29 protein-coding genes are annotated in these 23462 nt (G+C 67.4%); 4 read left to right on the top strand and 25 right to left on the bottom strand.

The window, feature by feature from the left end:
* Positions 1-60: 60 nt before the first annotated feature.
* From ABD767_RS08920 to gltS, 5 genes are all read right to left on the bottom strand, one after another.
* The gene (locus tag ABD767_RS08920; RefSeq protein WP_344869320.1) at positions 61-1308 is read right to left on the bottom strand and encodes a hypothetical protein; all 1248 of its coding nucleotides are present in this window, start codon (positions 1306-1308) and stop codon (positions 61-63) included.
* A complete protein-coding gene (locus ABD767_RS08915) occupies positions 1305-1958 on the bottom strand; it encodes a DUF262 domain-containing protein (protein ID WP_344869318.1) in 654 nt (217 codons plus the stop codon). Before ABD767_RS08915 ends, ABD767_RS08920 begins: the two co-directional genes overlap by 4 nt.
* A 124-nt stretch (positions 1959-2082) precedes the next feature.
* Positions 2083-2319, bottom strand: a complete 237-nt coding sequence (locus ABD767_RS08910; protein ID WP_344869316.1) for a BCCT family transporter — start codon at positions 2317-2319, stop codon at positions 2083-2085.
* Positions 2310-2471, bottom strand: coding sequence for a BCCT family transporter (locus ABD767_RS08905; protein WP_344869314.1), 162 nt, complete (start codon positions 2469-2471; stop codon positions 2310-2312). Before ABD767_RS08905 ends, ABD767_RS08910 begins: the two co-directional genes overlap by 10 nt.
* 49 nt (positions 2472-2520) lie before the next feature.
* The gene (gene gltS, locus ABD767_RS08900) at positions 2521-3789 is read right to left on the bottom strand and encodes a sodium/glutamate symporter (RefSeq protein WP_103044744.1); all 1269 of its coding nucleotides are present in this window, start codon (positions 3787-3789) and stop codon (positions 2521-2523) included.
* A 399-nt stretch (positions 3790-4188) separates the two neighbouring features.
* Here gltS and ABD767_RS08895 point away from each other — a divergent pair, with 399 nt between their 5' ends.
* The gene (locus ABD767_RS08895) at positions 4189-4362 is read left to right on the top strand and encodes a hypothetical protein (RefSeq protein WP_344869312.1); all 174 of its coding nucleotides are present in this window, start codon (positions 4189-4191) and stop codon (positions 4360-4362) included.
* A gap of 46 nt (positions 4363-4408) precedes the next feature.
* Here the strand turns inward: ABD767_RS08895 and hisD are convergent, their stop codons facing one another.
* The 12 genes from hisD to ABD767_RS08835 form a co-directional block, all read right to left on the bottom strand.
* A complete protein-coding gene (gene hisD / locus ABD767_RS08890; protein ID WP_344869310.1) occupies positions 4409-5731 on the bottom strand; it encodes a histidinol dehydrogenase in 1323 nt (440 codons plus the stop codon).
* 6 nt (positions 5732-5737) lie between these two features.
* Positions 5738-6394, bottom strand: a complete 657-nt coding sequence (gene hisG, locus ABD767_RS08885) for an ATP phosphoribosyltransferase (protein WP_103044746.1) — start codon at positions 6392-6394, stop codon at positions 5738-5740.
* Positions 6391-7680 carry a UDP-N-acetylglucosamine 1-carboxyvinyltransferase gene (gene murA / locus ABD767_RS08880; protein WP_103044747.1) on the bottom strand — a complete coding sequence of 430 codons (1290 nt, stop codon included), beginning with the start codon at positions 7678-7680 and terminating at the stop codon, positions 6391-6393. The genes hisG and murA overlap by 4 nt, the downstream gene beginning before the upstream one ends.
* 42 nt (positions 7681-7722) lie before the next feature.
* A complete protein-coding gene (locus ABD767_RS08875; protein WP_103044748.1) occupies positions 7723-7968 on the bottom strand; it encodes a BolA/IbaG family iron-sulfur metabolism protein in 246 nt (81 codons plus the stop codon).
* 48 nt (positions 7969-8016) lie between these two features.
* A complete protein-coding gene (locus ABD767_RS08870; protein WP_344869307.1) occupies positions 8017-8772 on the bottom strand; it encodes an ABC transporter permease in 756 nt (251 codons plus the stop codon).
* The gene (locus ABD767_RS08865; protein WP_344869305.1) at positions 8769-9707 is read right to left on the bottom strand and encodes an ABC transporter ATP-binding protein; all 939 of its coding nucleotides are present in this window, start codon (positions 9705-9707) and stop codon (positions 8769-8771) included. The genes ABD767_RS08870 and ABD767_RS08865 overlap by 4 nt, the downstream gene beginning before the upstream one ends.
* 85 nt (positions 9708-9792) lie before the next feature.
* Positions 9793-10062 (bottom strand): STAS domain-containing protein, encoded by a 270-nt coding sequence (locus tag ABD767_RS08860; RefSeq protein WP_103044751.1) that lies wholly within the window; start codon positions 10060-10062, stop codon positions 9793-9795.
* Positions 10063-10066: 4 nt separating this feature from the next.
* Entirely contained in the window at positions 10067-10708 is a 642-nt protein-coding gene (locus tag ABD767_RS08855; protein WP_425549909.1) for an MlaC/ttg2D family ABC transporter substrate-binding protein, read from the bottom strand.
* Between the two features lie 20 nt (positions 10709-10728).
* Positions 10729-11469, bottom strand: coding sequence for an MlaA family lipoprotein (locus ABD767_RS08850; RefSeq protein ID WP_103044752.1), 741 nt, complete (start codon positions 11467-11469; stop codon positions 10729-10731).
* Complete coding sequence (mlaD, locus tag ABD767_RS08845) at positions 11466-11945, bottom strand: outer membrane lipid asymmetry maintenance protein MlaD (RefSeq protein WP_103044753.1); 480 nt, start codon at positions 11943-11945, stop codon at positions 11466-11468. The genes ABD767_RS08850 and mlaD overlap by 4 nt, the downstream gene beginning before the upstream one ends.
* A gap of 17 nt (positions 11946-11962) precedes the next feature.
* Positions 11963-12745: a lipid asymmetry maintenance ABC transporter permease subunit MlaE gene (gene mlaE / locus ABD767_RS08840; protein ID WP_103044754.1), complete on the bottom strand. Its 783-nt coding sequence runs from the start codon at positions 12743-12745 to the stop codon at positions 11963-11965.
* Positions 12742-13599, bottom strand: coding sequence for an ATP-binding cassette domain-containing protein (locus ABD767_RS08835; RefSeq protein ID WP_103044755.1), 858 nt, complete (start codon positions 13597-13599; stop codon positions 12742-12744). Before ABD767_RS08835 ends, mlaE begins: the two co-directional genes overlap by 4 nt.
* A 403-nt stretch (positions 13600-14002) precedes the next feature.
* Between ABD767_RS08835 and speD the strand changes: the two genes are divergently transcribed.
* The 3 genes from speD to ABD767_RS08820 all read left to right on the top strand — a co-directional run bounded on the left by speD (position 14003) and on the right by ABD767_RS08820 (position 15787).
* Positions 14003-14413, top strand: coding sequence for an adenosylmethionine decarboxylase (gene speD / locus ABD767_RS08830; RefSeq protein WP_103044756.1), 411 nt, complete (start codon positions 14003-14005; stop codon positions 14411-14413).
* A 104-nt stretch (positions 14414-14517) separates the two neighbouring features.
* Positions 14518-15480 carry a polyamine aminopropyltransferase gene (gene speE / locus ABD767_RS08825; protein WP_344869296.1) on the top strand — a complete coding sequence of 321 codons (963 nt, stop codon included), beginning with the start codon at positions 14518-14520 and terminating at the stop codon, positions 15478-15480.
* A gap of 49 nt (positions 15481-15529) precedes the next feature.
* A complete protein-coding gene (locus tag ABD767_RS08820) occupies positions 15530-15787 on the top strand; it encodes a putative hemolysin (protein ID WP_344869294.1) in 258 nt (85 codons plus the stop codon).
* Positions 15788-15846: 59 nt separating this feature from the next.
* Here ABD767_RS08820 and ABD767_RS08815 read toward each other — a convergent pair whose 3' ends face one another.
* From ABD767_RS08815 to aroB, 8 genes are all read right to left on the bottom strand, one after another.
* Positions 15847-16626 carry an amino acid ABC transporter ATP-binding protein gene (locus ABD767_RS08815; protein ID WP_344869292.1) on the bottom strand — a complete coding sequence of 260 codons (780 nt, stop codon included), beginning with the start codon at positions 16624-16626 and terminating at the stop codon, positions 15847-15849.
* Complete coding sequence (locus tag ABD767_RS08810; RefSeq protein ID WP_344869290.1) at positions 16607-17260, bottom strand: amino acid ABC transporter permease; 654 nt, start codon at positions 17258-17260, stop codon at positions 16607-16609. Before ABD767_RS08810 ends, ABD767_RS08815 begins: the two co-directional genes overlap by 20 nt.
* Positions 17261-17388: 128 nt before the next feature.
* A complete protein-coding gene (locus ABD767_RS08805) occupies positions 17389-18189 on the bottom strand; it encodes a transporter substrate-binding domain-containing protein (protein WP_103046598.1) in 801 nt (266 codons plus the stop codon).
* 163 nt (positions 18190-18352) lie between these two features.
* Positions 18353-19348, bottom strand: a complete 996-nt coding sequence (locus ABD767_RS08800; RefSeq protein ID WP_425549908.1) for a tripartite tricarboxylate transporter substrate binding protein — start codon at positions 19346-19348, stop codon at positions 18353-18355.
* Between the two features lie 76 nt (positions 19349-19424).
* Positions 19425-20294 carry a methyltransferase gene (locus ABD767_RS08795; RefSeq protein ID WP_103046596.1) on the bottom strand — a complete coding sequence of 290 codons (870 nt, stop codon included), beginning with the start codon at positions 20292-20294 and terminating at the stop codon, positions 19425-19427.
* Positions 20291-20908 (bottom strand): DUF1415 domain-containing protein, encoded by a 618-nt coding sequence (locus ABD767_RS08790; protein WP_344869287.1) that lies wholly within the window; start codon positions 20906-20908, stop codon positions 20291-20293. Before ABD767_RS08790 ends, ABD767_RS08795 begins: the two co-directional genes overlap by 4 nt.
* Before the next feature lie 89 nt (positions 20909-20997).
* A complete protein-coding gene (locus ABD767_RS08785; RefSeq protein ID WP_344869285.1) occupies positions 20998-22185 on the bottom strand; it encodes a deoxyguanosinetriphosphate triphosphohydrolase in 1188 nt (395 codons plus the stop codon).
* A gap of 10 nt (positions 22186-22195) precedes the next feature.
* On the bottom strand, positions 22196-23296 hold the full coding sequence (aroB, locus tag ABD767_RS08780) for a 3-dehydroquinate synthase (protein ID WP_344869282.1): 1101 nt from the start codon (positions 23294-23296) through the stop codon (positions 22196-22198).
* Positions 23297-23462 lie beyond the last annotated feature (166 nt).

Genomic DNA, 23462 nt, shown 5'->3' with positions numbered 1-23462 from the left:
GCCTGCCATCGTACACGAAATTCGTGTCGCACGAATTTCGTGTACGACTTGACGTTGCACTTACATGGCGATGACCATCTCCGCCTCGGCCTCGCCCTCGTCGGTGTCGCCGAACAGGTCTGCGCCCTCCTCGCCGGCCACGTCGGCCTGGGGCGTCTTGCCCATGGCCTGGGCAATCAGCGCCAGCAGGCGCTGCTGCCGATCGGCCCAGAAGGCAGTGACGTCGTCAGCGCGCAGCAACGCCGGATCGAGGGCGTGCGAGCGCAAATAGCCATCGAGCCGCTCGACCGCCACGCCCGGGGTCTGCCCGTCGCCCGCCTGCAACTGCGCCAGATACTGCGACGGCGCCACGCCGCCAATGATGCGGTTGGTGCGAAACGACAGCGGCGTCTTGTTAATGATGGCGTCGTACAGCGCCGGCGCAATGCCTTGCTGTTGGCACCAGGCCTTGGGAAAGATGTGGTGGATGTCCACGTTCTCGCCAAAGAACACCGTGTGGTCGAACTTCTGCCCCGAGCGCCAGTCCTGCGCGCCCTCGTTCATCAGCAGCGCGTTCATTCCTTTATAGGCTGCCGACAGGCGCATGCGCATGGTCTTCAAGCGGTCGGCGCGAAAAATCACCTCGCTCACCGTTGCCGGCTCAGGGCCGCCGCGCAGCAGCCATTCGGGCACCTGCAGAAAATCCTTGGCGCTGCGCGACTCGACGGCCGAGCCGTAAAGCTCGCCAAACACCCCGCACCAGTACCAGCGCTGCAGGCGCGCACGGTGGCTGTCGTGCTCCCAGGCGTCGCCCAGGTCGGCCAGGATGGCCGCCAGCGGCACGATCTGCGTCTGGTAGGGCAGGTCGTAGACGCGGTAGATGCGCAGCAGGTGCAAAAACTTGGCCGCGCGCTCCAGCCCCTGCTCAGCCTGCGTTTCGTATTGTTTGTAGGCCTCCAGCGGCAGATTGAGCAGCGCCTGGCGGTTGCCCGAGACGGCGGGCAGCTCCCTGCCCTGCTTGCCCGCCGCGGCCGCCTGGCGGCGCAGCGCACGGGTGTGAAACAGCGAGACGATGTGCAAAAAGTCGGTGTTGCTGACGTTGGCCAGAATGCCGGCCTCCTGCCCCGGCGGGCACAACGTCTGCACCAGGCGGCGGTGACGTCCCTTGTCGTGGGCGCTGCCGTACCAGTCCTTGCGCAGCTCATGGCCGTCCATGGCATACATGGCGGTGACCAATTCGAAGGCGTCGAGCGGCTTGCCGCCGGTGTTGACCTTCTCGAACACCACGCAGACGGCCTCTTTCGACGTGGACTGGTCGAGCGCGATCACCGGCACCTGGTAGTAGCGGAAATTTCCAGCACCTCGCGCTTGAAGGTACGGAACAACTCGCGCAGGGGTTTGTTCGCAGCGCCCTCCCAGTACGCGTCGAAACCGTCTTGCCAGCGATCCCAGTCGAGCACCTGTGACACCGGGTACATCAGCGTGGCGTACTCCTTGTCCGGCGTGGACAGATCCAGCTCCACAGAGCGCACCAGCTTGTCGGCGGGCACGCCGACGACGGCCTCGTCGCGGTCTACGGATGGGTCGAGCGCCTTGCGGATGTCGAGATAAAACCAGCGCTGTACCCGCTTGTTCCTGGGCGTGACGGTCTGCACCACCTGGCCACGCAGCGCCACCTGGTAGAGCGAGGTCATGCGCTGCTGGCCATCGAGCAGCAGCGCCTGCGGCAGCGCCTGCCCCGCTGCGTCGGGCGCACCTTCGACCGGGCGCGGCCTGAAGTTGACCTCGCCGCCGGTCTTCAAGGTCATCAGCGCACCCACCGGAAACGCGCGCGACACCGAGGCGATCAGGCTTTTGATGCGCTCCTCGTCCCACACCCAGCTGCGCTGGAAATCGGGCAGTTGCAGCGCACCGCTGTGGCAGTCTTCAAGCAGCTTGTGCAGATACACCGGGTTGGTTTGAAACGTCGATCCAGCCATGCGCGTCACTCTTTCACCGTGCGGGCACCAGCGCCCGCACATATCGTAACGGCATCAGTAACTACAAGTTACTTGAATTACAGGCTGCGCCGCTGGCCAAAGGCGGCCTGGCTGCACCCCGGCTTTATTTCTTGTCCCGCTGCGCCTGCTCGGCCATCTCGCGCGCAATCCAGGCGTCCACCGGCTGGCGCTGGCGCCGGGCCTCGCGGCGCAGATGCGTGCTCTCCTCGTCGAGCACGCGATACAGGCTCCACATCACCAGACACAGCAAAATGGCAAAGAGCAGTGCGGCAATGGTGATCAAGCCCTGCAAGGCCTCCAGCCCGCCGGCCAGCAGCATGGCCGCGGCAATCAACGCCACGGCCACACCCCAGACCAGGCGCCGCGCGAAAAATGCGCCTCGGTGTCCTCGCCGCCGAGGCGCAGCTGGCCAAAACGCCCAACCGCCAGATACAGCAGAAACAGTAGCGCCAAAAAAACCACCAGCAGATACATCCAACCCGTGTCGCGCACGGCCTGCGCCAGCGCCGCTGCATCAGCCTGTGCGCAGCGCGCTGCGCGGCTACTGCAGGAAGGGGATTTGCGTGAACAGCTGCAAGACGGTTGCGTTGACCAGATCGACGAAGAAGGCGCCGACCAGCGGCACGATCAGGTAGGCCTTGTACGAGGGGCCGAAGCGGTCGGTGACGGCCTGCATGTTGGCAATGGCCGTGGGTGTTGCGCCCAGGCCAAAGCCGCAGTGGCCGGCGGCGACGACGGCAGCGTCGAAGTCCGCGCCCATGAAGCGGTAGGTGACGTAGGTCGCGTACAGCATCATCACCACGACCTGCACCGCCAGGATGATGGCGACCGGGCCGGCCAGGTCGGCCAGCTCCCACAGGCGCAGGCTGACCAGCGCCATTGCCAGAAACAGCGACAGCGAGGCATTGCCGAACACGTCGATGGCGCGGTCGAACATCTCGAAGCGAAACATGTGGGTCAGCACGTTGCGGATCACCACGCCGCTGGCCAGCGCCCAGATGAAGGTGGGCAACTCGATGGCCGTGCCATGCGTCCAGCGGCTGAGCAGGTCGGCGCTGGTCAGGCAGGCGGCGAACATCGCCAGAGTCTCGATGGCCACATAGGCCGTGATCAGGCGCGGCTGGTCGAATATCTCGAAAGTCAAGCGCTTTTCCTCTTCGCTCTCGGTCGCCTGCTCATGGCGCGGCGTGCCCGAGATCGTCTCGACGTCACTGCGCTCGTGCGCCTGCGGCAGCGGCTTGCGTTTTTGCTTGCGGATCAGGTAACGCGCCACCGGTCCACCGATCAGGCCGCCGAACACCAGGCCGAAGGTGGCCGTGGCAATGCCCAGCGTGGTCGCGCCGGTGATGCCGTACTTGGCCTCCAGCACCGGCCCCCAGGCGCCAGCCGTGCCGTGGCCACCGGTCAGTGTGATCGAGCCCACCACCAGGCCGATCAGGGGCTTGAGACCCAGCAGCGCCGCCAGGCCCACGCCGATGACGTTCTGCACCACGATGAAGATAGAGACCAGCACCAGCAGCATGATCAGCGGTTTGCCCCCTTCCTTGAGGCGCGTGAAGTCCGCGCTCAGGCCGATGGAGGCGAAGAACATCAGCATGAAGGTGGTCTGCAGATCGGCGTTGAGCTTGAACTTCAGGTCCAGCGTGGCGTTCAGCACCGTGATGATGAGCGCGGCCAGCAGGCCGCCGGCAACGGGCTCCGGAATGTTGAACGAGGACAGAAACTTGATGCGAAAGACCAGCCAGTGCCCCACCAGCATCACGATGGCCGCGACGATCAGGGTGTGGTAGGCGTTGAGGGTGATTTCCATGAAAACCTCCAGGGGGCGATAAGCGCGTGCGGCCAGCATACGCTGCCAGTACCGCCGCGCGCCAGCCCTACGGGGGCAAAGGTGCGTGCGTGAAGGAAGCCGCTGCTGAACGCTCTCGATGACGACCGGGCAAAACGCCCGGCCAGGCTTTGTCTACCTTGTGGCGCGGCCTTGGGTCAGGCCACTGCCTTTATGGGTGCGCAAGCCTGCCGGTTCGGCGTGCCCTGGATGTTCTTGCGCGCAAGCGACCCGGGCCCGTTCAGAGGCTGCGAAGCGGGCGTGATTTTCGCCGCATTTGTGACCCTGCCAGCCTGCTCCAGGACAAGAACGTTATAAAAAGGCAAATAGCGCGCGGTGCAATCCCTGGACACCGCGCGCAACACCGCGACACACAGAAACATGGTCAACGGGCACCCAAGCACAGCATGGATCTTCAGCGGCGGCGCCAGCCTGGGCGCCGTGCAGGTCGGCATGCTGCAAGCGCTGCTGCGCGCCGGGCTGGCGGACGGCGGCCTGGCGCGCCCCGGGCCGCTGGATGTGCCGCTGGCCCGCCATCACCACGCGCATGGATAAGTAGGCGAGCTCACTCGGCGCTCAACCCCGCAGCAAGGACGCGCGGTCAGCCGCCCTTCAGCCGCATTTCTGCCGCCCGCGCATGCCCTTGCAGGCCCTCGCCATGCGCCAGCACGCTGGCGATCTGGCCGAGTTCTTGCGCACCGGCTTCGCTGACCTCGATCAGGCTGGAGCGTTTCTGGAAGTCGTAGACGCCCAGCGGGCTGGAAAAGCGCGCTGTGCCGCTGGTGGGCAGCACGTGGTTGGGACCGGCGCAGTAGTCGCCCAGGCTTTCGCTGGTGTAGGCGCCCAGAAAGATGGCGCCTGCGTGGCGCAAGAGCGGCTCCCAGCGGTGCGGGTCGGTGCTGGAGATTTCCAGGTGCTCGGGCGCGATGCGGTTGCTGATGGCGCAGGCCTCTTCCATGCTGCGCGTATGGATCAGCGCGCCGCGACCTGCCAGGGACTTGGCGATGATCCCGGCGCGCGGCATGCCGGGCAGCAGGCGGTTCATTGCGGCGAGCACGGCGTCGATGTAGGCCGCGTCCGGGCACAGCAGGATGGCCTGCGCCAGTTCGTCGTGCTCGGCCTGGCTGAACAAATCCATCGCCACCCAGTCGGCCGGCGTGCTGCCGTCGGCCAGCACCAGGATCTCGGACGGGCCGGCGATCATGTCGATGCCCACTTGGCCGAACACGCGCTTCTTGGCGCTGGCCACATAGGCGTTGCCGGGGCCGGTGATCTTGTCCACCTTCGGCACCGTAGCCGTGCCGTAGGCCAGTGCGGCCACGGCCTGGGCGCCGCCGATGGTGAAGGCGCGCGTGACGCCGGCCACGTGGGCAGCGGCCAGTACCAGCGGGTTTTTCTCGCCGCGCGGCGTGGGGACGACCATGATGATCTCCGTCACGCCGGCCACGTGGGCGGGAATGGCGTTCATCAGCACGCTGCTCGGGTAGGCAGCCTTGCCGCCGGGCACGTAGATGCCGACGCGATCCAGCGGCGTGACCTTCTGGCCCAGCAGCGTGCCGTCCTCGTCGCGGTAGCTCCAGCTCTCGCCGCTGGCCTTTTTCTGCGCCTCGTGGTAGCTGCGCACACGCCGTGCGGCAGCGGTGAGCGCGTCGCGCTGCACCGCGGGCAGGCCGTCGTAGGCGGCCTTGAGCTCGGCTGCGGTCAGTTCCAGCTGCGCCATGGCGCCGGCCTGCAGGCCATCGAAGCGGGCGGTGTATTCGAGCACCGCAGCGTCGCCGCGCTGCTGCACGTCGGCCAGGATGGCGGCCACGCGCTCTTCGATGGCGGCGTCCTGCTCGGCGGACCAGTGCAGGCGCTGCGCAAAGTCCTGCTCAAACGTGGCGCTGGCGGTTGACAGCAATGCGGGGTTGGCGGCCTGGTCCATGCGGGTTCACCGTGGGGCTATGGCGCCGGCAAACGCGTCGATGATGCGCTTGAGCGGCTCCTGCTTGAGCTTGAGGGCCGCCTGGTTGACGACCAGGTGGCTGCTGATGTCCATGATGCGCTCGACCTCGACCAGTTGGTTGGCCTTGAGCGTGTTGCCGGTGGAGACCAGGTCGACGATGGCGTCGGCCAGGCCCGTGAGCGGCGCCAGCTCCATGCTGCCGTAGAGCTTGATCAGGTCGACGTGCACGCCCTTGCTGGCGAAGAAGTCGCGCGCGATCTGCGTGTATTTGGTGGCCACGCGCAGGCGCGCGCCCTGGCGCACCGCCTGCGCGTAGTCGAAATCGGCACGCACCGCCACGCTGACGCGGCAGGTGGCGATACACAGGTCCAGCGGGCGAAACAGCCCCTGGCCGCCATGCTCGATCAGCGTGTCCTTGCCGGCCACGCCCATGTCGGCGCCGCCGTATTGCACGTAGGTGGGCACGTCGGTGGCGCGCACCAGCACCACGCGCACATCGGGCTGGTTAGTCGGCAGGATGAGCTTGCGCGACTTCTCCGGGTCTTCGGCCACCGTGATGCCGGCGGCGGCCAGCAGCGGCAGGGTTTCCTCGAAGATGCGGCCCTTGGACAGCGCCAGCGTGATGGGTTGGGTCGTCGTCATGCGCTGATTCTCTCGATATCGGCCCCCAGGCCGCGCAGCTTGGCTTCCATCGTGTCGTAGCCGCGATCCAGGTGGTAGATGCGGTCGACCAGCGTCTCGCCGCTGGCCACCAGGCCGGCGATCACCAGGCTGGCCGAGGCGCGCAGGTCGGTGGCCATTACGGTGGCGCCCGACAGAGGCGCGCCGCCAACGAGCGTCGCCACGCGGCCGTCGACCATGATCTCGGCGCCCAGACGCATCAGCTCGTTGACGTGCATGAAGCGGTTCTCAAAAATCGTCTCGGTCACCGTCGCCGCGCCCTGCGCCACCAGGTTCAGCGCCATGAACTGCGCCTGCATGTCGGTGGGAAAGCCTGGGTACTCCATGGTGCGAAAGCTCTGCGCCTTCAGCTGCGCGCCGCCGGGGCTGATCACGCGCAGGCCGCCCGCTCCGCCCTCGCCTTCGGCGCCGACCTGCACGCCCGCATCGCGCAGCTTGTCGATCACCGCCTGCAGGTGATCGGCGCGCGCATGCTCCAGCAGCGCATTGCCACCGGTGGCAGCGACGGCGCACAGAAACGTACCCGCCTCGATGCGGTCGGCCACCACCTGGTGGGTGCAGCCGTGCAGCTGCGCCACGCCCTGCACGCGAATGGTGCTGCTGCCATGGCCCTGGATGCGCGCGCCCATGCGGATCAGCATCTCGGCCAGGTCAGCCACCTCGGGCTCCTGCGCGGCGTTCTCCAGCACGGTCTCGCCCTCGGCCAGGCAGGCGGCCATCAAGAGGTTTTCGGTACCCGTCACCGTGACCATGTCGGTCGTGATGTGCGCGCCCTGCAGACGCTGGCGCCCCGGCGGCAGGCTGGCGACGATGTAGCCGTGCTCGACGTGGATTTGCGCGCCCATGGCCTGCAGGCCGCGGATGTGCTGGTCGACCGGGCGCGCGCCAATGGCGCAGCCGCCGGGCAGCGACACGCGCGCGCGGCCAAAGCGCGCCAAGAGCGGCCCCAGCGCCAGCACCGACGCACGCATGGTCTTGACCAGCTCGTACGGCGCCTCGGGCGTGAGGCCGTCGGGCGCGGTAAAGCTCATGCCACCGCGCTCGCCGTGCGTCTCGGTGGCCACGCCCATGTGTTCGAGCAGGCGGCGCATGGTGCGCACGTCGTGCAGGCGCGGCACGTTGACCAAGTGCACCGGCTCGCGCGTGAGCAGGGCGGCGCACATCTGCGGCAGGGCCGCGTTCTTGGCGCCCGAAATGGCGACCCGGCCCACCAGGGGGCGGCCGCCGCGGATCAGGAGCTTGTCCATGGAAATGCTTTGCGAAAGAGAATCAGGAAGCGCAGGCGCCCATCAGGCTTGCTGGCGCTGCTCCCACTCGGCGGGAGTGAAGGTCTGCATCGACAGTGCATGCACCTCGCCCGTGTGCAGGCGCTCGCCCAGCGTGGCGTAGACGCGCTGCTGGCGCTGGATGGAGCGTTTGCCCTCGAATTCGGCCGAGACGACGATGGCGTACCAGTGGTGGCCGTCGCCGTCGACCTGCAAATGCGTGCAAGCCAGGCCGGCTGCGATGATGTCCTGAAGTTGGTCTGCGGTCATGGAATCACTTTGGCAAAAGGGCGCGCTGCGCACCGGCGAAAAAATCGGTCAGTAGCGCAGCTTGTAGCCCGTGCGCAGCAGGCGCAGGGCCAGCGCGCTGACAAAAACCCAGGCCAGGCCGACGACGGTCAGACTGACCCAGGGAGAGACGTCGCTGACGCCGAAGAACCCGTAGCGAAACCCGTCGATCATGTACAGAAACGGGTTGAGCTGGCTGACGGTGCGCCAGAACGGCGGCAGCGAATCGATGGAATAGAACACGCCTGACAGAAACGTCATCGGCATGATGATGAAGTTCTGGAACGACGCCATCTGGTCGAACTTGTCGGCCCACAGCCCGGCAATCAGCCCCAGCGTGGCCAGCAGCGCCGCGCCCAGCAACACGAAGACCGCAATCCACAGCGGCGCGGCAAAGTGCGCAGGCGCATAAAACAGTGTGACCAGGTAGACGCCCAGGCCCACGGCCAGCCCACGCACCATGGACGCGCCGACGTAGGCGCTGAACCAGGCCCAGTGCGACAGCGGCGTGAGCAGGATGAACACCAGGTTGCCCATGATCTTGCTCTGGATCAGGCTGGACGAGGTGTTGGCGAACGCGTTCTGCAGCACGCCCATCATCACCAGGCCTGGCACGAGAAACGCGGTGTAGCTGAGCTGCCCGTAGACCTTGACATGGTCTTCGAGCACGTGGCCGAAGATCAGCAGGTAGAGCACCGCGGTGAGCACGGGCGCGGCCACGGTCTGAAAGCCCACCTTCCAGAACCGCAGCAGTTCCTTGTAGAAGAGCATGCGCCAGCCGGTCATATGGCGCTCTCCAGGGTTTGCGCGTCCTGCTCGTCCGGGCGCGCCATCACGTTCAGAAACACGTCCTCCAGATCGGCCTTGCGGATCTCCACGTCCTCCACGCGCACGCCGGCGTCGCGCAGCGCGGCCAGCTGGCGCTCGATGTCCTGGGCGTTCTGCGCCGGCAGCTGCACGATGCGCCCGGTCACGCGCGCCTGTGCGGAAAGCAGGGCGGGCAGCGCGTCGTCGGTCTTGAAGCGCAGCACGTTGGTCGACGCCTGCGCCAGCAGCTCCGACGTCTTGGCCAGCGCCACCATGTGGCCGTGCTTGAGCATGGCCAGCCGCGTGCACAGTGCCTCGGCCTCCTCCAGGTAATGGGTCGTCAGCAGCACCGTGCTGCCCTGCTTGTTGAGCCGGGCGATGAACTGCCACAGCGTCTGGCGCAGCTCCACGTCCACGCCGGCCGTCGGCTCGTCGAGCACGATGATCGGCGGCTTGTGCACCAGCGCCTGGGCCACCAGCACGCGCCGCTTCATGCCGCCCGAGAGCTGGCGCAGGTTGGCGTCGGCCTTGTCCGACAGCCCCAGGTGGTGCAGCAGCTCGTCGATCCAGTCGTCGTTGTTGCTGATGCCGAAATAGCCCGACTGCAGGCGCAGCGTCTCGCGCACGTTGAAGAAGGGGTCGAACACCAGCTCCTGCGGCACCACGCCCAGGCTGCGGCGCGCCGCGGCAAAGTCGCTCTGCACGTCGTGGCCCAGCACACTCACGCGCCCCTCGGTGGCGCGCGCCAGCCCCGCCAGAATGCTGATCAGGGTGGTCTTGCCCGCGCCATTGGGGCCGAGCAACCCGAAGAACTCGCCCTCCTCGATGTCCAGGCTGATATCGCGCAGCGCATGGAACGCCCCGCGGGGCGTGACAAAGGATTTGCTGATGGATTGGAAGGAGACGGCTGGCATGGCAACCGGGCATTCTAAGCTGCGACGGCCATTGACCGCTGTCCGGGGGCTTGGCTCCCCCACCGGCAATGCCGACTGCAGCCGCCTACGCGGCGGGCAACAGCTCCTGCACGCCATACAGCTGCGCCAAGCTTGCCAGCGCGGCCGGCAGCGCCTTGACGCCAAAGGCCTTGCCCTGGCCAAGAGCGGCGCGGCGGCATTCCAGCAGCACCGCGATGGCCGACGAGTCAAAGCGCACCAGCGTGGTCGCGTCCACCTGCACGGCCGCGCCCTGCTCCGCGTGCAACGCCTGCAACAGCAGGCGCAGGCAGGCGCCGGCCTGGGCGTGGGTCAGCTCGGCGGGCAACACCAGCATGGCGTTACTTGCTCCGCGCAGCGTTGGCCTGGTTGCGCGCCGCCAGCGCGTCGATCAGGCCGTCGATGCCCCGGGCGTTGACCTCGGGGGCAAACTGGCTGCGGTAGGTCTCGACCAGCCACACACCGAGCACGTTCAGGTTGTAGATCTTCCAGCCGGCGCCGTCGCCCGGCGTGCGCTCCAGGCGGTAGTCCAGCTGCACCGGGTCGCCGCGGCCGCGCACCTCGGTGCGCACCAGAACGTCCTTGTCGTCGGCGTGCATGCGCAGCGGCTTGACGACGATGCTCTGGTCGGTCACCTCGTTGAGCGCGCCCGAATAGGTGCGCACCAGCAGCGTCTTGAACTCGTCCTGCAGGCGCTGGCGCTGCTCGAGTGTGGCGCTGCGCCAGCCCGGGCCGACCGCCGCGGCCGTCATGCGGCGGAAATTCACGTGCGGCATGATGACCTTGTTCACCAGCGCCATGATCTTGCCGATGTCGCCGCCCTTGAGCGCTGCGTCGTTGCGCACCGTCTCCAGCACCTCGCCGGACAGGCGCCGCACCAGCGCGTCGGGCGCCTCGTCGGCGGCGTGGGCCACGCCGGCCAGGCCGGTCAGCGCCGCACCGGCGAAGGCGGCCACGGCGTGCAATGCATTGCGTCGATTCATTTTTGCCATGCTGTTGTCCATCAATAGTCGTCGGGCAGCTGGCCGCCCTGGTCATCATCCAACGCGTCATCTCCCTGCACGGCGTTGGCGCGCAAGCCCAGATAGACGTCGCGCGTGAAGCTGTAGGGGTCGAGTGCCGCGGCGTCGAGCACCGAGGTCGCGCCCAGCAGGCTGGCGCGCTTGTTGACAAAGCCCAGCCCGACCAGGCTGTTGCGGTGCGACACCGGGCGCAGATAGGCCAGCGGGTCGCCATACCAGTCGGCCGGCAGCGCCAGCGTGTCGCGCACCGTGGACGGGCCCAGCAGCGGCAGCACCAGATAGGGGCCGGGACCCACACCCCAGTGCGCCAGCGTCAGGCCGAAGTCCTGCTTGTGGCGCGCGATGCCTGCCTCGCTGGCCACGTCCAGCAGGCCGCCCAGGCCGAAGACCGTGTTGGTCGTGAAGCGCACCATCGAGTCGAACGCCTCGCGCCCGCGCAGCTGCAGCAGGTTGTTGACGAAGGACCAGGCGTCGCCCAGGTTGCCGAAGAAGTTGCCCACGCCGGTGCGCACCGGCTGCGGCGTCACGTCCTTGTACAAGGTGGCGACGGGCTTGAGCACCGCCTTGTCCACGTTGTCGTTGAAGGTCGTCATCGCGCGGTTGTAGGGCTCAAGCGGATCGCCCGGGTGGGCATCCGGCCCGGTCGCGCAGCCCGCGAGCAACGCCGCCGACAGCACGGCGGACAGCGCCGCGGTGCGGGTGGGAATCATCGATGTCTTCATTTCTTGGCTCCCGGGCCTGCGCTCTCCTCGGCCTTGCCGTAGAGGAATTGCCCGATCAGATTTTCCAGCACAATGGCCGATTGCGTCGAGGTGACCATGTCGCCCTCGGCCAGATTGGCCTCGTCGGCTCCAGGGTCAATGCCGATGTACTGGTCGCCGAGCAGGCCGCTGGTGAGGATTTTCAGCGAGCTGTCCTTGGGGAAGGCGTAGCGCTTGTCCAGCTCCATCGTCACGCGCGCCTGGAAGGTCGTATCGTCGAAGGCAATGGCCTGCACCCGCCCGACGACCACGCCGGCGCTGCGTACCGCGGCGCGCGGCTTGAGGCCGCCGATGTTGTCGAAGCGCGCCGAGATCTGGTAGCCGGTGCGCCAGTTCAGCTGCAGCAGATTGGCCGACTGCAGCGCCAGAAACACCAGCGCCACCGCGCCCAACAGCACGAACAGGCCGACCCAGACGTCATTCTTGGATTGTTGCATCGTGGATTTCCTCAGTCTCACAAGCTGAACATCAGTGCGGTCAGCACGAAGTCCAGCGCCAGCACCGTCAGCGATGCCATGACGACGGTGCGCGTCGTCGCTCGCGCCACGCCCTCGGGCGTGGGTTTGGCCACATAGCCCTGCAGCACGGCGATGAACGTGACGGCCACGCCGAAGACGACGCTCTTGACCACACCGTTGCCCACGTCCTTGAACAGGTCGACGCCCGCCTGCATCTGCCCCCAGAAGGCGCCGGCGTCGACGCCGATCAGCACGACGCCGACCAGCCAGCCGCCGATCACGCCGACGGCGCAGAACACCGCCGCCAGCACCGGCATCGCGATCACGCCGCCCCAGAAGCGCGGCGCCAGGATGCGGCGCACCGGGTCGACCGCCATCATCTCCATGGCCGACAGTTGCTCGCCGGCGCGCATCAGGCCGATCTCTGCCGTCAGCGACGTGCCTGCGCGCCCGGCAAACAGCAGTGCGGCGACCACAGGCCCGAGCTCGCGCACCAGGCTGAGCGTGACCATCAGGCCCAGCGAGCTCTCCGAGCCGTACAGCTGCAGCACGTTGTAGCCCTGCAGCGCCAGCACGAAGCCGACGAACAGGCCCGACAGCGCAATGATGGACAGCGAATGGTTGCCCAAAAAATGCACCTGGTCGCGCACCAGCGCCGGGCGCCGCAGCACCTCGCGCCACAGCGCCAGCATGCGCCCGAACAGGCGCGCACCCTGGCCGATGTCGGCCAGCTTGCAACGCACTGCAAAACCCACGTGCGAAGGCCGCCACCAGCTCATGCGCCGCCCTCCCCGCGGTTGCCGCGTGCGGCGGCCAGGCCGCCAAAGTCCTCGGCCACCGTCGGGCCGGGGTAGTGAAACGGCACCGGCCCCGTCGGCAGTGCACCGACGAACTGGTGCACCAGCGGGTCGCTGCTGGCGCGCACCGCATCGGGCGTGCCCTGCGCGGCGACGTTGCCCGGCCCCAGGATGACGACGTGGTCGGCCAGCGCGAACGTCTCGTCCAGATCGTGCGAGACGATGATGGTCGTCAGGCCCATCGCGTCGTTGAGCCGGCGGATGAGCTGGGCGGTCGTCCCCAGCGAAATCGGATCGAGCCCGGCGAAGGGCTCGTCGTACATGATGAGTGCCGGATCCAGCACGATCGCACGCGCCAGCGCCACGCGCCGCGCCATGCCGCCCGAGATCTGGCTGGGCATCAGGTCGCGCGCGCCGCGCAGGCCCACGGCGCCCAGCTTCATCAGCACGATGTCGCGCACCAGCACCTCGGGCAGCTGCGTATGCTCACGCAGCGGAAATGCCACGTTCTCGAACACGCTCATGTCGGTGAACAGCGCGCCGAACTGAAACAGCATGCCCATGCGCCGGCGCGCGGCGTACAGCTGCTGCATGTCCATCGCACCCACGTCCTGGCCGTCCACCAGCACCTGGCCCTGCTGGGCGCGGTGCTGGCCGCCGATCAGGCGCAGGATGGTGGTCTTGCCGCCGCCCGACGCCCCCATGATGGCCGTGACCTTGCCCCGTGGCACCTGCAGCGAGAGGTCGCGCAGCACCACGCGATCGCCGTACCCGAAGGTGACGTCGCGCAGCTGCACCAGGGCGTCGCCGGTGGAGGAAGAGGACTCAGGAGGCATGACAGGTCGCTCCGGTCGTGCGGCTGCACCGCCGTTGCGCAAATCTGTAACAAAAACAATCACGCATCATAAGGGGAAACCAGAGTGCTCCAAACGCTCCGATCCTGGGTGTTGCAAGCATGCATATAGCAAACGGCTATAATAGCCGGTTCGCAAAAACGCGCCCACGTGGTTCATCCATGTCTTCACGGGGCCGCGGCTGTTCATCGCACGTGCGCGTCCTGCAAGACGCACAGCACCGGCCCACCCGGCCTGCACCCCGTTGCCACGCAGCGGCCAGGCCACTTCCCGGAAAGCAGATCACGCACTCGCAATGGCAGCGCACCGGGTGGCATTCACGGGCCTTGGCGCCTGTCCGGGTGCCGTTTTTTGTCATGTCCCACAAAGAAAGGACCTGAGTGCAATGAAGAATTATCAGAGCGTCGTCCCCATCCAGTCCGCCGTCGCAACGCGCAATGCCACCGGCCTGCACCTGATCGGTGACCTCTACGGCTGCCTGTGCGACAGCCGCCTGATGCTGGACGCCCAGTATCTGGAAGACTTCTGCAAGCAGCGCGTCGCCGACGCCGGCCTGACCACCGTCGGTTCGCTGTTCCACAGCTTTGGCGAGGGCGGCGGCGTCACCGGCGTCGTCGTGCTGGCCGAATCGCACCTGTCGCTGCACACCTGGCCCGAAGCGGGCTACGTCACGCTGGACGTCTACGTCTGCAACTACACGGAAAACAACCGTCCCAAGGCGCAAAAACTCTTCGACGACCTGCTGGCCGCGTTCAACCCGAACGACCCGCACCTGCACCGCGTCGACCGCGCCTGACCCCTCCCCTCCTGCCGTCACCGCCTGCGCACGCAAGGGCCCAGCGCCCCGGCTGCCGCGCCAGCGTGTGCGCAGCCGTGCCACGTTTTTCGGGAATGCATGCCATGTCCTCTTCGACGACCGCGCCCGCCACACGCTTTGTGGCCGAACGCCTGAACGCCGACTTCGGCCTGTACCTGAGCGACGCCCGGCAGCTGGAGCAGCGCCAGTCCGCCTGGCAGCAGATCGAGGTCTTCGAGAACCCGCAGTTCGGTCGCGTGATGCGCATCGACGGCTGCTTCATGACCAGCGAGCGCGACGAGTTCTTCTACCACGAGCCCATGGTGCACCTGCCGGCCATTGCCCACCCGGGCGTGCGCCGCGCACTCGTCGTCGGCGGCGGTGACGGCGGCGCAGCCGAGGAGCTGCTCAAGCTGCCGAACATAGAGCACGTGGTGCTGGCCGAGCTCGACGAGGAGGTCATCGAGATGGCGCGCAAGTGGCTGGGCGAGATCCACCGCGGCGCGCTCGACGATCCGCGCCTGGATCTGCACTTGGGCGACGCGCGCGACTTCATCGCCCACACCGACGAGCGCTTCGACCAGATCATCCTGGACCTGACCGACCCCTTCGGCCCGGCCGTCGAGCTGTACACGGTCGAGTTCTATCAGGCCTGCCGCAGCGTGATGGCGCCGGGTGGCGTGCTGTCGCTGCACCTGGGCTCGCCCATCCACCTGCACGAGACGCTCACGCGCATCGCCGCGTCGGTGCGCGCGGTGTTTCCGGTGTTTCGCCCCTATCTGCAGTACGTGCCGCTGTACGGCACGCTGTGGTGCATGGGCATGGCGTCCGACAGCGTCGACCCGGCGACGCTGAGCGCCGCGGCGGTGGACGCGCGCATTGCCGAGCGCGGCATCGCCGACCTGCAGCTCTACAACGGTGCGGTGCACCAGGCGCTGCTGGCGCAGCCCAACTTCGTGCGCCAGCTGCTGGCCCGCCCGGCGCAGCCGCTGCACAGCGGCGAGCAGCTCACCGAGGTGCGCGACCCGGCCGAGCTGCCGCCAGTGGTGGTGACGCTGGCCGAGTAGCGGCCGGCCTGGCTATGGCTCGCGCCACTCGCATCGTCGTGGAGTTGGGATGAAAGACAGAATTTTTCTTTGGAGCACTGCACTTTCAGGCTGCATTGCACTCCTGGCTTGCGCGCCTGATGAGTCCGTACAAAGCGGCGCCGCCATCGCCAATCCTGCATCGCAGTACTGCGTGGAAAAGGGTGGACGGATCGAAATCGTCACGGATGAGTCCGGGGCGCAAAAAGGCATGTGCCACTTGCCGGATGGATCCGTGATTGAAGAGTGGGAGCTCTATCGCAAAGAGCATCCACCACAGGACTCATGAATAGCAGCAACCTGGCTTAAGCCATCGCCAGCTATCGCAAGAATTGGCAGTGCCGCGCACTACAGCATGTGGTGCAGGAACGCCTGGGCGCGCTCGTTGCCCGGGTCGGCAAAGAACTCGCGCGCCGGGCGTGCGGCCAGCAGTTCGCCCTGGTCCATGAAAGCCACGGTGTGCGCCACCTCGCGGGCAAAACCCATCTCGTGCGTGACCACCAGCATGGTCATGCGCTCGTCGGCCAGCTCTCGCATGGTGCGCAGCACCTCGCCGGTCAACTCGGGGTCGAGCGCGCTGGTGGGCTCGTCGAACAGCATGATGTCGGGCTGCATGCACAGCGCCCGCGCAATCGCCACGCGCTGCTTCTGCCCACCCGACAGGCGCGCCGGGTAGTTGTCGCGCTTGGCCGATAGGCCCACCTTGGCCAGCAGTGTCTCGGCGCGGGCAATGGCCGCGTCGCGCGCCATGCGCTGCACGACGATGGGCGCCTCGATCAGGTTCTCCAGCACCGTCAAATGCGGAAACAGGTTGAAGTGCTGAAACACCATGCCCATCTTGGCGCAGATGCGGCGCAGCTCGGCGTCGGGCACATAGCTGCAGCGGCCCTGTGCATCGGTGCGCGCCAGCGCCTCGCCCTCGATGGTGACGCTGCCGCCGTCGATCGTCTCCAGATGGTTCAGGCAGCGCAAGAACGTGCTCTTGCCCGAGCCCGACGGTCCGATGATGGCCACCACCTCGCCGCGCGCGACCTGCAGCGTCACGCCGCGCAGCACCTCCTGGTGGCCAAAGTGCTTCTTGACGCCTTTGGCGTCGATCATCGGCAGCTCACTCGTCGAATCGGGCATACCGCCGCTCCAAGCGCTGAAAGCCCCAGGTCAGCACCAGGGTCATCAAGAGATAGAACACCGCCGCAACGATGAACGGCGTGGTCGTGAAGTCGCGCTGCACGATGCCGCGCGCCGCGCGCAGCAGGTCATTGAGCGCCAGCACGTAGATCAGCGAGGTGTCCTTGACCAGCGTGATGGTCTCGTTGCTCATCGGCGGCAGGATGGAGCGCACCATCTGCGGCAGCACGATTCGGCGCATGCTCTGGCCGTAGTTCATGCCCAGCACCTTGGCCGCCTCGTACTGGCCGCGGTCGACCGACTGGATGCCGGCGCGAAAAATCTCGGCAAAGTAGGCCGCGTAGTTCAGCGCGAACGCCGCCACCGCCGCCGGAAAGTCGGGCAGGCGGATGCCGATGACCGGCACGAAGGGCAGCGCGAAATAGATGAACAGCATCTGCAGCATCAGCGGCGTGCCGCGCATCAGCCAGATGTAGCCATTCACGGCCGCGGACAGCGGCGTGAAATGCGAGATACGCGCCAACGCCAGCACCAGGCCCAGCGGCACCGACAGCACCAGCGTGATGACGAACAGCTTCAGGGTGACCAGTGCGCCTTGCGCCAGCGGCCCCAGAAGGGAGAAAACATAATCCATGGACGGCTTTGAGGCCTCGTGCAGCGATCAGCGCGGCGCTGGCGCGCGGCATGGGCAATGAAAAAGGCACCGGTGCCGTCGCAGCAGGCCGGTGCCGGGCAGGTGGCCAATGCGGCCAACCGCGCAGTTTACTTGATGATGTCCTTGCCGAACCACTGCTCGGAGATCTTGGCTGCGGTGCCATCGGCCTTCATGTCGGCCATGGCCTGGTCCAGGCGCGTCAGCAGCTCTGTGTCGTCCTTGCGCAGGCCGACGCCGTATTCCTCGGTGCCGAAGTTCTCGTCCAGCACGCGGTACAGCTCGGGCTTCTTGGCCACGTAGTAGCGGCCCACCACCTCGTCGACCACCACGGCCTGCAGGCGGCCGGCGCTCAGGTCCATCAGCGCGGTGACGTTGTCGCCAAAGGTCTTGAACTCTTTGAACGACTGGAAGACCGCGTCCTCCTTCTTGACCGCGTCGACAGCGCTGGAGCCCTCCTGCGCGCCAACGACCTTGCCCGCCAGGTCGGCCTTGGTCTGCGTGTCCGAGTCGGCAGGCACGACGATGATCTGGTGGTTTTCCATGTAGGGTGCGGTGAACGCGATGTTCTGCTTGCGCTCTTCGGTGATGGTCAGGCCGTTCCACAGCACGTCCACGCGCTTGCCCGACAGCTCGGCCTCCTTGGCGCTCCAGTCGATGGGCTTGAACTGCACCTGCAGATCCAGGCGCTTGGCCGCTTCCTTGGCCATGTCGATGTCAAAGCCGACCAGCTCATTCTTGTCGTCGCGGAAACCCATCGGCGGGAAGTTGTCGTCCAGGCCCACGACGATCTGCGTGATCGCCGCCGGCGCCTCGGGCGCGGCAGCTGCGGGCGTGGCCTCCTCCTGCTTGGAACAACCGGCCAGGACAACGCCCAAGGTCAGCAGGGCAACGGCAGCGAGCTTTTTCATAGGAACAAGGTCTTTTCGAAAGGACGTAAAAAAACAGGCGTCATGCCTGCGGAAAGCGCAATTGTCCCATCAAACACGGTTGTCGCGCCAGCCCATCCCCGGTCGCGGCCGGGCCAAACCCGGGGCGCGGCCAACCCGCAGGCCTGCAGTTCCCCGCGCCGGGTCAATCCACGCGCGCGCCCGAGGCCTTGACGACGGGCGCCCAGCCGGCCACCTCGTCGTGGATGAACTGCCCGAACGCCTGCGGCGTGTTCTTCTCGGCCACCGCGCCCAGCTTGTCATAGGCCTGCCGGATCTGCGGCTTGTCGAACGAGGCGTTCATCACCTGGTTGATCTTGTCGATGATCTCCTTGGGCGTTCCCTTGGGCGCGACCAGGCCGAACCAGGAGGTCACGTCGAACGGCGCGACGCCGCTCTCCTCCATCGTCGGCACGTCGGGCGCCGACGGCGAACGCTGCCTGGTCGTCACCGCCAGCGCGCGCAGCTTGCCCGACTGGACGTGGGGCCAGGCCGAGGGCATGTTGTCGAACATGAACTGCACCTGACCGCCGATCAGGTCGGTCATCGCCGGCGCGCTGCCCTTGTACGGGATGTGCTGGGTCTTCAGCCCGGTACGCACCTTGAACAGCTCGCCGGCCATGTGGATGGAGGTGCCGCTGCCCGACGACGCATAGGCCGCCTTGTCGTCATTGGCGCGCGCCCAGTCGATCAGCTCCTGCACCGTCTTGGCCGGCACGGCCGGGTTGACCACCAGGATGTTGGGCACCTTGGCGGCCAGCGCCACGGCGTCGAAGTCGCGCATCAGGTCGAACTTGACGTTGGGATAGAGCGTCTGGTTGATCGTGCTGGTCACCGCCATGAACAGCAGCGTGTAACCGTCTGCCGGCGCCAGGCGCACCATATCGGTGGCAATGTTGCTGCCGCCGCCGGGGCGGTTGTCGATCACGAAGGGCTCGCCCAGCGCCTCGGTCAGCTCCTTGGCCATCAGGCGCGCGACCACGTCGGTGGTGCCGCCGGCGGAGAAGCCGACGACGATGCGCACCGGCTTGCTCGGATAGGCCTGCTGGGCCTGCGCGCCCAGGGCACATGCGCCAGCCGCCGTGGCCAGCGCCAGCTGCGCCACAAGGCGCCGGCGGCGCGAGAAATGGGTTTTCGTCACGGGTGTCTCCTTGTCATCCTGTGGATCGCACCGGTGCCTGCCCAGACGCCGGAGGCAACAGTCTAACCAGTGCTTTTCAGGCCGGATAACGGGTTTGCAGCAGGTCTTGCAGTCCGAACTCCTCGCCGATGGCCTGCAGCCGCTCGCGCGCGCTGCGCTTCTTCTGTCCGGTGTAGCGCGCCAGGATCAGCTCGTTCTTCAGGCTGTGTTCCCAGCCCACCAGCTCGGTCACCGTGACCTGGTAGCCGCTGGCCTCCAGGTACAGGCAGCGCAGCACGTTGGTGATCTGGCTGCCCAGCTCGCGCGTGTGGATGGGATGGCGCCACAGCTCGGCCAGCGGCGTGCGCGCCAGCTGCAGCGCCTTGTTGCGCCGCAGATGGGCCGCAGCCTCGGCCTGGCAGCAGGGCACCAGCACCATGTGCCGCGCCTGCTTGGCCAGGCCAAAGGCAATCGCGTCGTCGGTGGCGGTGTCGCAGGCGTGCAGCGCGGTGACGACGTCGAAACGTCCGGGCAGGTCGGCCTGCGCGGCGTCGGCCACCGACATGTCGAGAAAGCGCATGCGCGCAAAGCTCAGCTGCTGCGCCAGCGCGCGCGAGCGCTGCACCAGCTCGGCGCGCCACTCGATGCCGACGATCTCGCCGCGGCCCAGCGGCTTGAAGAACAGGTCGTAGAGGATGAAGCCCAGGTAGGACTTGCCCGCGCCGTGGTCGGCCAGCAGCGGCGCATGGCCATCTGCCGCGACCTCCTGCAGCAGCGGCTCGATGAACTGGTACAGGTGGTAGACCTGCTTGAGCTTGCGCCGCGAGTCCTGGTTCATCAGGCCGTCGCGCGTCAGGATGTGCAGCTCCTTGAGCAGCTCGACCGACTGCCCCGGGCGCAGCTCGGCGCGCACCGCCTCCTGCGCGGCCGCTCGCGCGTCGCCCGCGCCCTGGCGGCGCGGCCTCATGCCTGGCCCTCGCCATCCCCTTTGTCGTGGTGAAACGGGCAGCGCGCACCCACGTCGAGCGCCCTCCAGCCTTCGGCACCGAGTTTTTCGACCACCTCGATGTTGCGCTCGAAGATTTCCTCTGCCTCGGGGAATTGCTCGACCGCGCGGTCGATGCTCTCCTCGCGCAGCAGGTGCAGCGTCGGGTACGGCGAGCGGTTGGTGTTGTTGCTCGCGTCGTCCGGCTGCGTGCCCTCGAACTGGAAGCGCGGGTGAAACGACGCCACTTGCAGAATGCCGGCCAGATCCATCGCCTCGACCAGTTCGTCGGCCAGCTCCAGGAAATCGTTGAAATCGAGAAAATCGTGCATGGCGCGCGGCGCGATGAGCAGCGTCGTGTCGCGCCGCTCGGCGCTGGCCTCGGCCAGCGCTTCGAGTTCACGCTGCAAGTCCTGCAGCAACGCGCGGCCGTCCCCGGCATGGCTGACCGCGTAGTGGATCTGCCCCTTGGTGTGCACGCTCTTGGCAAATGGGCACAGGTTCAGGCCGATGACGGCGCGCTCTAGCCAGCGCACGGTGTCGGCAATGACGATGGCGTCGTCGTCGCCCGCGCCAGTCGTAGGGATGTCGGTCATGAGAAGAATTGTCCAGGAGATGGCGCGCCCGCGGCGGCCTGTGCCGCAATTGTAGAAAACCGTGCGACGGTCGGGCCTTCCCCGCAGCCCTACGCCAGCAGGCGGGCGCCGGTCAGGCGCTCGTGCTCGCCCAGCGCGTAGCGGTCGGTCATGCCTGCGATGAAGTCGGCCACCACGCGGGCGCGCCCGGCCGCATCCGCCGCCAGCGCCGCGGCGGCGGGGCCGGCGCGCATGCGCGTGGGGTCTTGCAGGTACAGGGTAAACAGCTCGCGCACCACCTGCTGCGCCTTGTCGGTGGTCTGCACGACCTGCGGGTGGCGGTACAGCTGGCGGTGCAGAAACTGCTTGAGCACCAGTGACTGCGCGCGCATCGCCGGAGAGAACCCGACCAGCGGCGGAGCATGGCGCACCGCGTCGACGTCCGCCGGCGCATGCGCCTGCAGCGCCGCCCGCGTGGCCTCGATCACGTCGTAGACCTGGTCGCTGAGCATGCGGCGGATCGCCTCCTTGCGCAGCCGGCCCTGGTGCCCAGACTGCGCCAGGTGCGGATAGTCGTGCAGCGCCTGCTGACGATAGCGGTCGAACAGCGGCACGGCACGCAGCTGCTCCAGCGTGATCAGGCCCGAGCGCACACCGTCGTCCACGTCGTGGGCGTTGTAGGCAATCTCGTCGGCCAAGTTGCACAGCTGCGCCTCCAGGCTGGGCTGCAGTCCCAGGAGAAAGCGCGCGCCGACGCCGCCGGGCTCGCGCTGCTCCAGGATCTCGGCGTTGCGCCGCGCGCAGTGCTTGAGGATGCCCTCGCGCGTCTCGAAGGTCAGGTTGATGCCGTCGTACTGCGGGTAGCGCTCCTCCAGCGTGTCGACGACGCGCAGGCTCTGCAGGTTGTGCTCGAAGCCGCCGTAGTCGCGCATGCAGGCGTTCAGCGCGTCCTGCCCGGCGTGGCCAAACGGCGTGTGGCCCAGGTCGTGCGCCAGGCAGATGGCCTCAACCAGGTCTTCGTTCAGGCGCAGCGTGCGCGCGATCGAGCGCCCCAGCTGCGCCACCTCCAGCGAGTGCGTCAGCCGCGTGCGAAACAGGTCGCCCTCGTGGTTCAGGAACACCTGCGTCTTGTAGACCAGACGGCGAAACGCGCTGGAGTGCACGATGCGGTCGCGGTCGCGCTGGTAGTCGGTGCGCGTGGGCGCCACCGGCTCGGCCACGCGCCGCCCGCGCGTGCGCGCCGGGTCGCAGGCATAGGGCGCCAGCAGGGCCAGGCAGGCGGTCGCTCGATCCGGCATCGTGGAGCGGTCAGGCCACCGCGCAGCAGGCGTCGATGACTTCGCGCACCAGCGCGTCGGGCGCCGCGCGCACCACGGCGCGCCCCGGCGCGTCGATCAGCACGAAGCGGATCTCTCCGGCCTCGGCCTTTTTGTCCACGCGCATCAGCGCCAGGTAGCGCCCGGCGTTGTCCTGCGCATCGATCACCGGGCCCCACACCGGCAGGCCTGCGCGCACCAGCAGCGCGCGCAGGCGCTGCACGAAGGCGGCGTCGACCAGGCCCAGGCGCAGCGACAGCTCGGCCGCCATCACCATGCCGGCGGCCACGCCCTCGCCATGCAGCCAGACGCCGTAGCCCATGCCGGCCTCGATGGCATGGCCAAAGGTGTGGCCGAAGTTCAGGATGGCACGCAGCCCGCCCTCGCGCTCGTCGGCGGCCACCACCTGGGCCTTGATCTCGCAGCTACGGCGCACCGCGTGCGCCAGCGCCGTGCGCTCGCGCGCCAGCAGTGCGTCGATGTGCGCCTCCAGCCAGTCGAAGAACGCCATGTCGGCGATCGGCCCGTACTTGATCACCTCGGCCAGGCCGGCCGACAGCTCGCGCGCGGGCAGGGTGTCGAGCGTCGCCAGGTCGCACACGACCCGGCGCGGCTGGTAGAAGGCGCCAATCATGTTCTTGCCCAGAGGGTGGTTGATCGCCGTCTTGCCGCCGACGCTGGAGTCCACCTGCGCCAGCAAGGTGGTGGGCAGTTGCACAAAAGGCACGCCGCGCATGTAGCAGGCGGCGGCAAATCCCGTCATGTCGCCCACCACACCGCCGCCCAGCGCGTACAGCACCACCTTGCGGTCGCAACCGTGCGTCAGCAGCGCGTCGAAGATCAGGTTCAGCGTCTGCCATTCCTTGTGCGCCTCGCCGTCGGGCAGCACCACCTGGTGCACCGCCGGGTAGTGCGCCGCCAGCGCCGCCTGCAGCTGCGCGCCATACAGCGGCGCCACGGTGTCGTTGGTCACGATGAGCGCCGCGGTGCCGGGCGGCAGGCCCTCGCCGCCTGCCAGCTGCGCCAGCAGGCCGGTGCCAATGTCGATGGGGTAGCTGCGCTCATCGAGCGCGATGGAGACGGTGGTTTTCACGGCAAATCGTCAATGGACAGAGAGGAGGCGGCGCCCGCAGCTAGGGCCTGTTAACGCTATTTTTGACGGATGCGTTGTGATCAAAAGGGCCACTCGCCAAGGCGCCAGCCGCAGCCAAGGTGCCACCCTTGGCAAGGCTGGCAACGCCGGCGATGGCCCTTTTGAT

Source organism: Comamonas faecalis (genome assembly GCF_039538025.1).
Lineage (GTDB): Bacteria > Pseudomonadota > Gammaproteobacteria > Burkholderiales > Burkholderiaceae_C > Comamonas_C > Comamonas_C faecalis.
Note: the sequence above shows the minus strand (reverse complement) of the source record. Positions and strands in the feature narration are given on the sequence as shown.

What these genes read in the sequence shown, in the direction of transcription:
- mlaE (WP_103044754.1), bottom strand. Translation starts at nt 12,745, where the DNA reads ATGAGCTGGTGGCGGCCTTCGCACGTGGGTTTTGCAGTGCGTTGCAAG.
- speE (WP_344869296.1), top strand. Translation starts at nt 14,518, where the DNA reads ATGTCCTCTTCGACGACCGCGCCCGCCACACGCTTTGTGGCCGAACGC.
- ABD767_RS08865 (WP_344869305.1), bottom strand. Translation starts at nt 9,707, where the DNA reads ATGCCAGCCGTCTCCTTCCAATCCATCAGCAAATCCTTTGTCACGCCC.
- hisD (WP_344869310.1), bottom strand. Translation starts at nt 5,731, where the DNA reads ATGGACCAGGCCGCCAACCCCGCATTGCTGTCAACCGCCAGCGCCACG.
- mlaD (WP_103044753.1), bottom strand. Translation starts at nt 11,945, where the DNA reads ATGCAACAATCCAAGAATGACGTCTGGGTCGGCCTGTTCGTGCTGTTG.
- ABD767_RS08795 (WP_103046596.1), bottom strand. Translation starts at nt 20,294, where the DNA reads ATGAGGCCGCGCCGCCAGGGCGCGGGCGACGCGCGAGCGGCCGCGCAG.
- ABD767_RS08915 (WP_344869318.1), bottom strand. Translation starts at nt 1,958, where the DNA reads ATGGCTGGATCGACGTTTCAAACCAACCCGGTGTATCTGCACAAGCTG.
- ABD767_RS08835 (WP_103044755.1), bottom strand. Translation starts at nt 13,599, where the DNA reads ATGCCTCCTGAGTCCTCTTCCTCCACCGGCGACGCCCTGGTGCAGCTG.
- ABD767_RS08870 (WP_344869307.1), bottom strand. Translation starts at nt 8,772, where the DNA reads ATGACCGGCTGGCGCATGCTCTTCTACAAGGAACTGCTGCGGTTCTGG.
- ABD767_RS08815 (WP_344869292.1), bottom strand. Translation starts at nt 16,626, where the DNA reads ATGCCCGATTCGACGAGTGAGCTGCCGATGATCGACGCCAAAGGCGTC.
- ABD767_RS08855 (WP_425549909.1), bottom strand. Translation starts at nt 10,708, where the DNA reads ATGAATCGACGCAATGCATTGCACGCCGTGGCCGCCTTCGCCGGTGCG.
- ABD767_RS08850 (WP_103044752.1), bottom strand. Translation starts at nt 11,469, where the DNA reads ATGAAGACATCGATGATTCCCACCCGCACCGCGGCGCTGTCCGCCGTG.
- speD (WP_103044756.1), top strand. Translation starts at nt 14,003, where the DNA reads ATGAAGAATTATCAGAGCGTCGTCCCCATCCAGTCCGCCGTCGCAACG.
- murA (WP_103044747.1), bottom strand. Translation starts at nt 7,680, where the DNA reads ATGGACAAGCTCCTGATCCGCGGCGGCCGCCCCCTGGTGGGCCGGGTC.
- hisG (WP_103044746.1), bottom strand. Translation starts at nt 6,394, where the DNA reads ATGACGACGACCCAACCCATCACGCTGGCGCTGTCCAAGGGCCGCATC.
- gltS (WP_103044744.1), bottom strand. Translation starts at nt 3,789, where the DNA reads ATGGAAATCACCCTCAACGCCTACCACACCCTGATCGTCGCGGCCATC.
- ABD767_RS08820 (WP_344869294.1), top strand. Translation starts at nt 15,530, where the DNA reads ATGAAAGACAGAATTTTTCTTTGGAGCACTGCACTTTCAGGCTGCATT.
- ABD767_RS08790 (WP_344869287.1), bottom strand. Translation starts at nt 20,908, where the DNA reads ATGACCGACATCCCTACGACTGGCGCGGGCGACGACGACGCCATCGTC.
- ABD767_RS08895 (WP_344869312.1), top strand. Translation starts at nt 4,189, where the DNA reads ATGGTCAACGGGCACCCAAGCACAGCATGGATCTTCAGCGGCGGCGCC.
- ABD767_RS08860 (WP_103044751.1), bottom strand. Translation starts at nt 10,062, where the DNA reads ATGCTGGTGTTGCCCGCCGAGCTGACCCACGCCCAGGCCGGCGCCTGC.
- ABD767_RS08810 (WP_344869290.1), bottom strand. Translation starts at nt 17,260, where the DNA reads ATGGATTATGTTTTCTCCCTTCTGGGGCCGCTGGCGCAAGGCGCACTG.
- ABD767_RS08875 (WP_103044748.1), bottom strand. Translation starts at nt 7,968, where the DNA reads ATGACCGCAGACCAACTTCAGGACATCATCGCAGCCGGCCTGGCTTGC.
- ABD767_RS08785 (WP_344869285.1), bottom strand. Translation starts at nt 22,185, where the DNA reads ATGCCGGATCGAGCGACCGCCTGCCTGGCCCTGCTGGCGCCCTATGCC.
- ABD767_RS08805 (WP_103046598.1), bottom strand. Translation starts at nt 18,189, where the DNA reads ATGAAAAAGCTCGCTGCCGTTGCCCTGCTGACCTTGGGCGTTGTCCTG.